The following is a 12,412-nucleotide window of genomic DNA, read 5'->3' as shown; positions in this document are numbered from 1 at the left end:
TCTTTCCTCTCTATTATTCGTTTATGTTAGTATTCTGCCGTAGCTGGGCTCATCGTTAACGTAATGTCCAAATTGCCATTTCGGCATCGGATCGCATCGAGCAGCTCCTTCTGGTTCGTGAGATGATCGATCGTCACCGCATAAACGAGCTCGTACAGGCTGCCTAACTCTGTTGTTCTTACTTTTCTTAGCTCGTAATCGATCTTGAAGGATTGAAAAATCTCGTCGAATGCTTCCTCGTACCCCAGATTTTCCGGAATCGTCACTTTCAGCAGTTTCTGCGTTGCTTTCTTAGCGCCAAAGTTAGCCGCTTTCAGTACGAACATCAGTATGCAGAGGATGATGGTGAATAGGACGGCGTAGCCGAACGCCCCGACGCCGCACGCAAGCCCTGCCGCCATCGTGAATAAGACGAATGCAATATCCTTCGGATCGCCTGGCGCACTGCGGAAGCGGATAATCGAGAAGGCTCCAGCTAAGCTAAACGCTCTTGCAATATTGCTGCCGATTAGCAGGATGATGATGGCCACGATTGTGGGCAGCACGATCATCGTTAGGGCAAAATTTTGCGTAAAGCCGGTCTGGGTCTTCATATACGTAAGGCTGATAATCCCGCCCAATGCGATAGAAATGAAAATGGTTAGCAGAGCATGCGCCAGCGTTAAGTCCGAGCTCGTGGCCGCCGTCGCGAAAATGGATTCGATCATAAGGAAATTCGCTCCCTCGTCAGTTGATTGTTCATTCGTGTTTTCTTATATTCGTTGCCGTATTTGGAGAAGCCCGTCCGAAACATCTGATGCTCCGATAGCATGTGAGCCAGCCAAACCGGTATCGTCTTCTCAGCCTTCACTTCCATCAGCCATTGCCCCTGATCCATTAACGGCTCCCCATGATCGCCAGCTTCCAGCCTCAGGCCATGCCGCCTCGACCGGATGTTCGTGTCGAACGTAATGCGCAGATCCCGATTATTTTTGCAAAATAACGCGATGCGGTCGTAAGCCAGATACACCTTCGGCTGCAGCTCATACCGGCTCATGAAGTACTTAATTTCTTGAATCACCTGCTGGTTCATATAGCCCTGCAGCTCTGGCTCAATCCCCGTTCGAACGAATGCGTAAGCCTCGTCCAGCTTCAGCGCCGTCCTTCTTTTGTTCACCAGGCCCAGCACTTTCTTCTTCAATTCCACGTACACCTTGGCATCTGCATCCGGAATGCCGTAGGCTCTAATCCGCAACTTCTCCCTATACTTGGGCTTTGCTAAACTCGTACGGATCAAGGAATCATGCTCGGTATCATAATAAAGGTTACTGATGGAATAGAACTTATCGTTCTTGTTGTAGGCATCAAGCTCCATATATTCGAGCAAACGATGATATAGCGCGTGGAATGCTTGGCTATCCATCAGGTACTTGTTTTCGTATCGATTGAACACTTCGATCGCCATCGGCTGCGCCCCCTTTCATGTGGCTGAACGTTTCGCCGTTCGCCGTTCCATGACCAAAGCTTAGGGCTCGAACCTTTAACGAATCTTAAATGATGGCGATGCATCGGATTTTGTTTTGTTTGTTGGCGAGCGCCTGGCTTGCTACTATAAGAAGGATTACGTCGATTAAGGTTGATTAAAGGTTCGATGCTTATAGTGGTCCTACATAGACAACGGCTTATTCAGAAAGGGAGCGACAGCGATATGCGCCTATTAATTGTGGAAGACGAGGTTCATCTGGCAGAGGCACTAACGCAAATTTTGAAAAAGCACAATTACTCCGTCGATGCTGTCCATGATGGGCAATCGGGGTTGGATAACGCGATGAGCGGCATCTATGATTTAATCTTGCTCGATATCATGCTGCCTGAGATGGACGGCATTACGGTATTGAAGACGATGCGAAGCAAAGGAATCGCAACGCCTGTTATTCTGCTTACCGCCAAGGGTGAAATTTCCGACAAAATCTCGGGACTGGACTACGGCGCCGACGACTATGTGGCGAAGCCGTTCTCGACGGAGGAGCTCATGGCCAGAATCCGAGCAGCGCTGCGGCGCAAGGGGGAAGTCGTGCCAGAGGATGCGCTCAAGTTCGGGGATATCGAGTTGAATGCAGCGAATCTGAAGCTTGCTTGCGGAGGCAAGGAGCTGAAGCTGATTTTGAAGGAGAGTGAGCTGCTGGAGCTGCTCATGTCGAGGAAAAACGCAGTCACTTCCAAGGAGCAAATTATTGAAAAGCTGTGGGGGTTCGATTCCGAGGTCGAGCATAATAACGTAGAGGTCTACATTTCTTTCTTGCGGAAAAAGCTTGTCTTCCTCCATGCGGCGGTCCGCATCAATACGATCAGGGGCGTAGGCTATGTGCTGGAGGCGACTTCCTAATGTTTACGAAGCTCCGCAATCGGTTTCTCGTCGTCAATCTTGTCATTATCTCCTTCATGATGCTGTTGGCCTTCGCGGCCATCTACACGATTACGTACCAGAATGTTCGTAAAGATATCGATATGGAGCTGGGCAGAGTGTCGGAATTTTATCACAAGCCGGAAGGGAAGTTTGGGGGAGAGAAGCAGAAGGACGGCGGCGGCGGCCATCTTCCGAAGGGAGATGGCGGCATTGGCAGCGGTAACGGGATCGGAATCGGAGACGGGAATGGAAATCCGCCGCCGGAGCGCTCCGTCTCCTTCTCGTTGCAGACGGACGAGCAGTGGAACATCACATCGGCGAACTCCCGGTTCGACATGGACAGCGCGTTCTACGATCTGGCGGCAAGCGAAGCGGCCTCTGCCCGATCCAATAGCGGGAAGTTTACGCTAGACGGCAATCGCTGGGCTTACAAAATTCAAAGCAATGGAGCCGGGCATCAGGTCGTTTATCTGGATGTCACGGCCCAGCAGAAAATCATTACGAATCTCGTTTATACCTTCTCCGCCGTAGGGCTTGTTATGCTCATTTTGATTTATTTTACGAGCCGCTACTTCGCCAATCGCTCTATCGCGCCGGTCAAAGAAGCGTTCAATAAGCAAAAGCAATTCATCGCCGACGCCTCCCATGAGCTGAAAACGCCGCTGGCCGTCATTAATACGAATGCTGACGTACTGTTGGCCAATAGCGAAGATACAATACGCAATCAAGCAAAATGGCTGCACCGCATTCAATCCGAGACCGAGCGCATGAAGACGCTAACCAACGATTTGCTGTACCTAACCGAGATGGACGATTCTAGGGCAGGCATGATCTTCTCGAATTTCAACGTGAGCGAATCGGTCGAAAGCGTCATTCTCACGATGGAAGCAGTCGTGTTCGAGAAGGATTTGTCATTGCGCTACGAGATTGAACCTGATTTGGCCGTCCGCGGCAATAACGAGCAGATCAAGCAAGTAGCGATGATTTTGCTGGATAATGCCATCAAATACACGCCTGCCAAGGGAACCATCGACATCTCGCTTAAGAAGCGCCACCACGAAATCGTGCTGGCGGTTGCGAATACCGGCGATGGCATACAGCCTGAGCATCTGGAACGAATTTTCGACCGCTTCTATCGCGCCGATGCTTCAAGGTCACGCAGGCTTGGCGGCTATGGCTTGGGCCTGGCTATCGCCAAGTCAATCGTCGAGCAGCACAGAGGCAAAATTGTGGCGAAAAGCACGCCGAAGGAGATGACCTCATTTACGGTGCTGCTTCCGGTGGGATGAGTCTCGTGCTTCCGGGCCCTGCGAACACTGGCGGAACGCAGGGTTTAGCAGCTCAGGCTCGTGTGTCATATGCACCTGCACCTGCACCTGCGTCCTCGACCTGTTCGCTCAACGGCGTCGGGGTAAACTCTCGCTAGCGCGCAATGCGCGTTAACCGCTAACGGACCGTATAGCCGTTATTCGGGGAAATTGCAGGCATTTGAAATTCTAACGGACCGGAGCGCCGTTATTTTCCGCAAAACCGCTGATTTGTAGCGTTTTTGCGCTAAATAGCGGCTCCTGAGTCCGTTACCTTTTTATTAGCGCTGTTTGGGCTCGAATAACGGCTCCTCGGTCCGTTAGCGCAACCGTGCGAGGTTCAGCTTTGCCCCCAGTTCCGCTTAGAGCGAGGGCGATCGCACGCAATACGCACATCCCTCGGACGTCACTCACTCCAGCTCCAACACCGACTCGCTGCTAATGATCGTCCCGTTGTTCTTTCCTTCGCAAATCTCTTTCATAGAACCCGGTTTGTCAAAATTGAATACATGCATCGGCAAATTATAATCTCTTGCTAATATGAAAGCAGATTGATCCATGACTTTCAAGTTATGCTTCAATACATCGTTGTAGTGGAGCGACTTAAACTTCCTTGCCTCTTTATCGTACTTCGGATCTGCGTTAAGCACGCCATCGACGCCTTGTTTGGCCACTAACAGCGCGTCACAATTGACTTCAATCGCCCGTTGGACGGATGGATAATCGGTCGTCACGTAAGGCTGCCCATTGCCACCAGCAAAGATAACAATATACCCCTTCTCTAGATGGTGAACCGCCCTTAATCGAATATAAGGCTCTGCGACTGAGGCAATCGGTATAGCAGTCATCACGCGAACCTCTTGGTTCGCCTTAGATTTAAGGACGCCCCGGAGCATTAAGCTATTGATCACCGTCGCCAGTGTCCCAATATTATCAGCCTCGGCCCGTTCGATGCCCCAGCTCTCCGCCATATTGCCGCGAAAAATGTTGCCCCCACCAATAACGAGCGACACCTCCACGCCTAAGTTAACGACCGCTATGATTTCGTTCGCAATATGCTCCAGCCGCTCTGGTTCAAAGCCGGATGCTCCGTTCCCCGCAACTGCCCCGCCGCTTAACTTGATCAGAACTCTCTTGTACCTCGCCACTTGCCATTCCCCCTTATTAAATAAAAAACACTAAAGCAATAAATGCTTTAGTGTCTTAATGGAATGAAAATATGAACGTGTACAGCAGCCGATTGATTGCACGCCCCCTGCTTCCGTCTCATATCTCCACCCCTTCCATTATTGAAATCAACTTATTCTACAGCTTATGGAAGTAAAATACAACAAATATAATCAGCGCCAGCGGCTCTAATACAACTCTTGCAAAAACTTAACCGACTGCCGGATTAACGCCCTCAGTACTTCGGTATCGACATCGTCTACCTTCTTAATATACACACAAGCTTTCCCCGCGGTATGCTTGCCGAACTTCTCCAACAGCGCCTCCCGCTCCGTATCGCCCGTGGCAAAATATAAACTAATCTGCGCTTTCCGTGGAGAGAAGCCAACGAGCGGCGCATCGCCCTCGTGGCCGGAAGCATACTTGTAATGGTACGAGCCGAACCCGATGATGCTCGGCCCCCACATTTTTGCTGGGTAACCCGTCGTTTCCGTGAACAGGTCCAGGAGCAGATAGGCGTCTGCTTTCTTCTTCGGGCTTTCTACATTTTCGATAAATTCAATGACGCTGTTGTCCGTTTCCTTCGTCTTCTGCTGGTACATGTGTGGACACCTCTTCTTTCGTAGAGTGCCATAGCCGTTTAACGCCTACGAGCTCTTGGCCATTGAATGCCATTCGATATACATCTGGCTTAGAGGCATTCCATAGAAAATCCAAATCATAATGGCTGTCATAATGCCCCATCATTAAAGCCATGACGGCTCCATGCGTGCCTAACGCTATTTTCCGTCCCCTATAGGATGTCAATAGTTGTTTTAGCACCGCTATGGCACGGTTCTGGCACTCCGCATTCGACTCTCCCCCGGCTAAAGCAAAGGTTGGATCGGCAAATGACTGCTCCAACAGCGGATATAACTCCTTATCAGGCATTCGGCTGTCTTCGTTTAGAAAGACTCTTTCTTTCAGGCCTTCGAATAGTTGCACTTCTTGCCCTGCACTCCGAGCCGACTCCTCAATCGTTAGGATCGCACGTTGATAAGGGCTGGAAACGAAAACCTCAATGCCCTCTTCGGCTAGAAGCTCCGTTATTCGCTTAGCGTCCGCTTTTCCTCGATCCGTTAAACCTCTTGTCCACTCATTTCCTTCTGTTTTCGGCGAATCGCCGTGCCTTACCATGTAGATATATGTTTGCATATTAAGCACCCTCGACATTCGCCAAAATCCTAGCAATAGCGTCGTCCAACAGCAATGCTTGCTTTTCATTGCTTCTGCGGTCGACATACTCTACTTGCCCGTTCCCTGCATCCTTGCCGACTACGATCCGAACAGGAATGCCCATAAGGTCAGAATCATTGAATTTCACGCCTGCCCGCTCATCTCGATCATCCAACAGCGCCTCAATGCCGCGGCTTCGCAGTAAGCCGTAAAGCTCATGGGCGATTCGCATTTGCGCCTCATCTTTAACGGATACTGGAATAACATGCACGTGGTAAGGAGCTACCGCCTGTGGCCAAATGATCCCCCGCCCGTCATGGCTTTGCTCCACAATAGCCGACAGGATGCGGGACACGCCAATGCCGTAGCAGCCCATAATGAAGGTTTGCTCCCTCCCATTCGCATCAAGGTAACGGGCTCCTAGCGCCTCGCTATATTTGGTGCCGAGCTTAAACACATGGCCGACTTCAATGCCCTTCATCAATTGAAGCTCTCCCTCCGCACAATGCGGGCATGGGTCCCCTGCTGTTACGTTACGGAAGTCACCGGCTTGTTCCACGGAAAAATCACGGCCTGGCACGACATTTGTGTAATGGGCATCCACCTCGTTGCCTCCGCAAACGCCAGCTTCCATCTGGAGAACCGCAAAATCGACGAGCACAGGAATGTTCAACCCAACCGGCCCTACAAACCCAATTGGCGCTCCTGTGGCTGCTTTAGTTGTTTGTGCATCAGCCAATTCTAGCGTCTCCACTCCGAGATGATTTTGCAACTTTATCTCATTCACCTCATGGTCCCCACGGACAACGACTGCTATGGGCTTGCCGTCTGCGGCATAGATGAGCGTCTTCATAACAGCTTGGGAACTGATTGCAAGATATTGCGCCAATTGCTCTACTGTACGCACATCTGGCGTTTCGATTTTCTGAACCGTACCATGCTGTGCACTTACTCTCCGCTCGCTCGAAGACCCGGAATGTGCCTTCTCCAAATTGGCTGCATACGCACATGCATTGCACGTTGCAATCGTATCCTCCCCAATATCGGCCAGCGCCATAAACTCATGGGTCCCGCCTTCACCGCCTATTGCGCCTGCATCCGCTTCGACCGCTTTAACAACTAAACCGCAACGCTGAAAAATGCGAACATACGCCTCATACATCGCCTTATAGGAACGGTCCAATCCTTCCCATGAAGCGTCGAAAGAGTACGCGTCTTTCATCATAAATTCCCGTCCGCGAAGCAAACCATAACGCGGCCGTCGCTCATCACGAAACTTCGTTTGAATCTGGAACAGCGTGACCGGCAATTTCCGATAAGAGTTAATTTCGTTCTTAACAAGGGAAGTTATGACCTCCTCATGCGTCGGGCCCAGTGCAAACTCCCGATTATGCCTGTCTTTTAGCCGCATTAGCTCTGGCCCGTATACACTGTAGCGGCCTGATTCTTTCCATAGCTCCGTCGGCTGTAGGGCGGGCATCAACAGCTCTTGGGCACCTGCATGCTCCAATTCCTGGCGAATGATGTGTTCAATTTTGTGCAGCACACGCAATCCCAAGGGCAGGTAGGAGTAGATGCCGGCAGCAAGCTGCCTTATAAACCCTCCCCGCAGCATGAACTGGTGGCTTGCAGCCTCCGCATCCGAAGGGGCTTCCCGTAACGTATTTGAAAACAGGGCTGATTGGCGCATTGAATGACCTCCTTGTTATCGTTAAAAACACAAAAAACACATTCGCCAGGGACGAATGTGTTCGTGGTACCACCCTTGTTTAACCGCCAACGATGGCGATCCTCGATCCGAATAACGTCCGGCAACGGCAACGGATAATAAAATGGATCACCGCTGCTGCTCGCAAGGCAGGAATGTTTACTCAGCGGAAAGGCCTCGCAGCCGTGGGCCTTCTCTCTGAAACGCTGATCGCTAAACATTATGTCCTCGGTCAAAGCAATTACAATATATTGCAAACGATATTAGGCCATATCCAGCTGGGAGTCAAGTAGCAAGCAAACTCCTCGCTGCTTCAATTAACTGCTCTTTGGCCAAACTGGCAGAGTCCGATCCCACGCGATAAATAATCGGCTGGCCGCCCTCATCCCTGGTCCACATGACTTCCTGATGAACGCTGCTTTCGCCATATAGGGACTGTTCGTCCTTTGTATAGTGCACCTTCTGTCCGTTCATGTCAATTTCCTCATAAGAGGTGCTCGACGGAGTAATCAGATTGAAATAAAGGGACGGGCTGTTCACGATCTCCCATGTCAAATAAACGTTATCCTGATTTGAATTTTGGTAAACAGAGCTATAAGCTGCGGTAGGCTGATCATGTGAAGGGTGTATTTTGCGCCAAAGCATCTTGCTTCCATCCTGTTTGCTCTGGGTCCTCATCTCGTTCCATGCTTGCTCGGCATCGGGGCTAAGTGCCACGGAAAACGGATTGCCTTCCATGCCTTCTACAAATTTAAACGTTCCGCCAATTGCCTCTGGCAGCGGTTCTTTTATGTTGTGTTTCTTTAATAGCCGCTTCCATTGCACGATATCGGTGAACGGGATAGGCTGGTATGCACCGAGCCAACCGCCTTTCACATCGAATTCAGGGGCATACACAACAGCTGTCTCCCCCGGGTCCAGCTTGGATTGGACATCGCTTAACGATGCGCGCACGCTCTCCAAATCACGCTTTCCTAGTTCTAACAGATCGCTGCTCTGCACATTTAATGTGATCATTCCCTCCTCATCTTTAAACAACAATTTATTGCCTGCATAGGCAAAGCCACATATGCTGGCTGCCACGATGGCGGAAATAAGCGCCACTTTCGGCATTCTCCATAATGTCTTCAACCGCTGTTCCCTCCTTCTCGCCATCATCGACTGCCTGTACTCGGCCGCAATTCGATGGTCCAATGAAGAAGGGCATTGCCTCTGCCGGGAACTTTGTTTGAATTCTTCCGCTAATTGCTGCTCAATCGTCTCAGTAGACAAAACCGTTCCCCTCCTTTCTAAGCTCCACTTGGTCACATCGGCCGCGCAGCTGCTTAATCGCATGATGATGCCTCGATTTGGCTGTGCCTAATGGTATCTGCAATAAACTGGCAATTTCCTCTAATGAGCAATCTTGATAGTAGCGCAATACGATAATTTCCTTTAGCTTGTACGGGAGGGTTTGAAGGAGCGGCATCAAAACCAGTTGGTCGTTCAACGTTGACAGCCGTGCCTCTGCCCCTAAATCCACCCCTTCAGGGACCAGCGCCTGTACCTTTTCCTTGATACGGAATAGCCGCCAGCCCTTCCGCTTCCAGCTCCTTACCTGCCGTACGATCAGGCCGTTAAACCACGAGGCAAACTGACGTCTGGGGTCGAACGTATGCAAACTTCGCAGCAATTCAAGGTAAACCTCACTCATAATATCCCCGACATCTTGCTGGGCAGGAGCCAGATAGCTAATTAATCGATAAGCGTGATCACGTGTTGATTCGTAAACGAATTGAAATGCCTCTTCATCGCCCTGGCTCATCCGGATAAGCCACGGGTTTAAATCGATTTCCTTCATAGGGCCAGCCTCCATTCAGGTCTTACAAGTCATATTGGATCATTCGCCCAAAAAGGTTCAATTTTATGTAAAAGAAAAAGACAGCGGGCCTGTTGCCCCTGTCTATCGTACCAAAAAAGCTGTCCCAAAAGTCGCTGGATCGTGACTTCTGGGACAGCCCCTATAGGGTGGCTATTGCCGCCTGTTTCGCATTAGAACGTTTGCCAAGGCGTATCGGACTGGCCGACGCCCGTTTGCCAGTAAGTAACGCGGACGACGCTATTTTGCGGAACATTATAGTAGACGAAGCCATTCGTGCCTAAGAGGCTGGAAGGCGACATGAACACATTTTGTTGGTTTCCATTAACTTCATAAGTCAAGATCGCATAATCGCATTGGAAGGTTGGCGTGAAATACACGGCACCAATGCCTTGGGTAACGCGGCTAGGCATGTACTGAATTGAGTAGGACCCTTGCGTTAGTGCTGCTGATTCTGTCGCCGGCACTTTAGCGGTTTCTGCGTAAGCTGCTGCAGGAGCGACCAGAAGGGTCGCGGTCATGGCCATAACGAGCGTTTTTGTAATCGATTTCTTCATCTTCATCACTCTCCACTCCAAAAATTTATCTCTCTGTAGGTTGTGATTAATGGAATCCCGGCCGGAAATTCATTAACACTTGCCAGAATGACATTACTGACATAATTTACTATATAGTGGCTTGTACATTCTGCCAAACATGCTAAATTGCCCATAAATCGCTTTCAACGGCAATGTTCATTTAAAACAACCGCTTACACTCCTGTTTTCCAACAATTTCAAACAAACCCTTTTTACTATTATTTTGTAAGGTGAAATTACAAATGGCCCACGTCCCTAGGACGTAGGCCATCTCATCTTCTGTGCACTATACAGCAGCAAAGTACCCGTTTCTGCCCTGCTTCTTCACCTTATACAGCGCTGCATCTGCAGCCTCAATTAATGAATTCGCGGAAACCGGCTCGTCCACGCCCACTGCTGCATAAGTCATAACACCGCAGCTAATGGTTATGCAGGGAGCCGTCTTGGATGCCGCATGCGGAATTTGCAATGCGGCCGTTCCGCGCACCAGCCAATCTGCGAGCTTGCTCGCTTCCAATGCGCCAATGGGGGCGATCACTGCGAATTCCTCGCCACCATATCTTGCGGCAAGCCCGCCCCATGCCTTGGTTTCCGATTGCAGCATTGCTGCAACTTGTTTCAAGCATTCGTCGCCTTGCAGATGGCCATAGGTGTCATTGTATGATTTGAAATCATCGATATCGATCAACAGAAGGGACATCGCGCCGCCACTCTGCACCGTATCGGACAGCATTTCCTGCAGCAACTGGTCAAAATATCTCCGGTTCGCAATGCCGGTTAAACCATCCAGCGAGGATTGAACCCGCAACAGCTCGTTGATCTCAACCAGTTCATTCGTTCTCTCTTGGACCTTCAGCTCCAGCGAATTGTTAAGCCCGCGCAGCTTGCGCGCCAACTCCTCACTGCTCGCGAACGCCTTAGAAAATTTTATCGCCAGAATGAACGATTGCGCCACAATGAACGAAAACAGCCCCATCGTAACATAGTCGCCCGTCTGAATAATGCCGCGGTAATACAAAATATCGTTGATAATACACGCGATCAATATTGTTCCGCCGATCCCTGAGATGACCGAGCCTTCCCTTCGGCGGATCACCGCTAGGAGGAATACAATAAACGCATAGCTCACGAACCCTATAATCATAAGCTGGAAATAGGATAACAACGACGTGAATAGATAAGGGCCCGTTAGTATAATAATGGCGCTATAGGCCGTGCATACAACGACGATGAAGCGATAAATGGCGGACGACATCTCCTGCGGATAGATCGCCCGCACGAACATGGTGAATATCAATGCCCCTATGCTTAAGCATAAATATTCGACCTTCAGCGCAAGCACCCAGTTCAGCGACGGAATAATCCTGTAAATGAACGATTCCCCGACGATCAAGCTTCTTAGCGCAATGACGAAGCAATACACGCCGAAATACAATGGGGCTTTCTCTTTTCTTCGCATCGCATATAGCCCTAGATGATATACCGACATAATAAATAGTGCACCGGATAAAAAGAGTTCAAACGCTAACCGTTTCTGTTGTGCCCCTAAAATGCTCTCCGGGTCTCCGAGCGCAATGCCCCGCGTAATGCCCCCGCGTGGATGCATGCTGTTTGAAACCTGCATCACAATGTCGATCGTTCGATCCGCCGACTGGAACACAGCCACTTGCTGCTGCATGCGGACACCTGTTCCGCCCGCTTGGGCGCTAACTTTACCGTTCTGAATAAGCAGCTTGCCATCAACCCAAAGCTTATAGGCTGATGAAATTGTGGGCATGTCGATTGCCCACACCTTGTTCGGCTCAGCGTGATGGACATGTAGCGTGTAGGTAGCGTATCCTGCACGGTCCGGTTTGCCATTTTGCAGCTGATACTTGCTCCAAGCATTGGGCACCGCAACGTAATCGGCCGGCCGGTCCTGTCCCACCTGCTCGGGATCTACGAGGCGGTTCCAATAAAAGCCCCACTCGCCATCAAGTGAAACCGCATGGTCCCCATCCGTTTGCCTCAGGTCCAGCATGCCTTGAACCGCCACAGGCTGATGATGATGATTACTCCCTGGGACCGTACCGCATGCCGCACATGCGATTAGAATCATAATGGCAGCAAGCCAACGATAGATACGTGATTGTCTTTGAATTCTGATAAGTTCCATATCGTTAACCCCTGCTTGTCCTCGATTGGTTTACATTG

The 12,412-nt window shown here is 50.3% G+C and carries 11 protein-coding genes and 1 pseudogene; 2 read left to right on the top strand and 10 right to left on the bottom strand.

Going from position 1 to position 12,412, the window contains the following annotated elements; translation table 11 throughout:
- Positions 1-26: 26 nt before the first annotated feature.
- Together GON22_RS19330 and GON22_RS19325 are read right to left on the bottom strand one after the other, a co-directional pair.
- Positions 27-707: a DUF4956 domain-containing protein gene (locus GON22_RS19330; protein ID WP_160397753.1), complete on the bottom strand. Its 681-nt coding sequence runs from the start codon at positions 705-707 to the stop codon at positions 27-29.
- Positions 704-1,444 (bottom strand): polyphosphate polymerase domain-containing protein, encoded by a 741-nt coding sequence (locus GON22_RS19325; RefSeq protein WP_160397752.1) that lies wholly within the window; start codon positions 1,442-1,444, stop codon positions 704-706. The genes GON22_RS19330 and GON22_RS19325 overlap by 4 nt, the downstream gene beginning before the upstream one ends.
- A 243-nt stretch (positions 1,445-1,687) precedes the next feature.
- Between GON22_RS19325 and GON22_RS19320 the strand changes: the two genes are divergently transcribed.
- Positions 1,688-2,365: a response regulator transcription factor gene (locus GON22_RS19320; protein WP_160397751.1), complete on the top strand. Its 678-nt coding sequence runs from the start codon at positions 1,688-1,690 to the stop codon at positions 2,363-2,365.
- Positions 2,365-3,675, top strand: a complete 1,311-nt coding sequence (locus GON22_RS19315) for a sensor histidine kinase (protein ID WP_160397750.1) — start codon at positions 2,365-2,367, stop codon at positions 3,673-3,675. The genes GON22_RS19320 and GON22_RS19315 overlap by 1 nt, the downstream gene beginning before the upstream one ends.
- Positions 3,676-4,103: 428 nt before the next feature.
- Here GON22_RS19315 and pyrH read toward each other — a convergent pair whose 3' ends face one another.
- The 8 genes and pseudogenes from pyrH to GON22_RS19275 all read right to left on the bottom strand — a co-directional run bounded on the left by pyrH (position 4,104) and on the right by GON22_RS19275 (position 12,374).
- Positions 4,104-4,841: a UMP kinase gene (pyrH, locus tag GON22_RS19310; RefSeq protein WP_160397749.1), complete on the bottom strand. Its 738-nt coding sequence runs from the start codon at positions 4,839-4,841 to the stop codon at positions 4,104-4,106.
- Between the two features lie 207 nt (positions 4,842-5,048).
- Positions 5,049-5,462, bottom strand: coding sequence for a DUF1801 domain-containing protein (locus tag GON22_RS19305; RefSeq protein ID WP_160397748.1), 414 nt, complete (start codon positions 5,460-5,462; stop codon positions 5,049-5,051).
- Between the two features lie 28 nt (positions 5,463-5,490).
- Positions 5,491-6,054, bottom strand: a pseudogene (locus tag GON22_RS19300) (histidine phosphatase family protein); the annotation flags it as partial.
- Between the two features lies 1 nt (position 6,055).
- Entirely contained in the window at positions 6,056-7,765 is a 1,710-nt protein-coding gene (locus tag GON22_RS19295) for a proline--tRNA ligase (RefSeq protein ID WP_160397746.1), read from the bottom strand.
- Positions 7,766-8,068: 303 nt separating this feature from the next.
- Positions 8,069-9,055, bottom strand: coding sequence for a hypothetical protein (locus tag GON22_RS19290; protein ID WP_160397745.1), 987 nt, complete (start codon positions 9,053-9,055; stop codon positions 8,069-8,071).
- Positions 9,045-9,623 carry a sigma-70 family RNA polymerase sigma factor gene (locus GON22_RS19285; protein WP_160397744.1) on the bottom strand — a complete coding sequence of 193 codons (579 nt, stop codon included), beginning with the start codon at positions 9,621-9,623 and terminating at the stop codon, positions 9,045-9,047. Before GON22_RS19285 ends, GON22_RS19290 begins: the two co-directional genes overlap by 11 nt.
- Positions 9,624-9,814: 191 nt before the next feature.
- The gene (locus GON22_RS19280; protein ID WP_160397743.1) at positions 9,815-10,204 is read right to left on the bottom strand and encodes a hypothetical protein; all 390 of its coding nucleotides are present in this window, start codon (positions 10,202-10,204) and stop codon (positions 9,815-9,817) included.
- Positions 10,205-10,505: 301 nt separating this feature from the next.
- Positions 10,506-12,374: a sensor domain-containing diguanylate cyclase gene (locus GON22_RS19275; protein WP_160397742.1), complete on the bottom strand. Its 1,869-nt coding sequence runs from the start codon at positions 12,372-12,374 to the stop codon at positions 10,506-10,508.
- Positions 12,375-12,412 lie beyond the last annotated feature (38 nt).

This window comes from Paenibacillus sp. MMS18-CY102 (assembly GCF_009789195.1).
GTDB lineage: Bacteria > Bacillota > Bacilli > Paenibacillales > Paenibacillaceae > Paenibacillus_T.
Note: the sequence above shows the minus strand (reverse complement) of the source record. Positions and strands in the feature narration are given on the sequence as shown.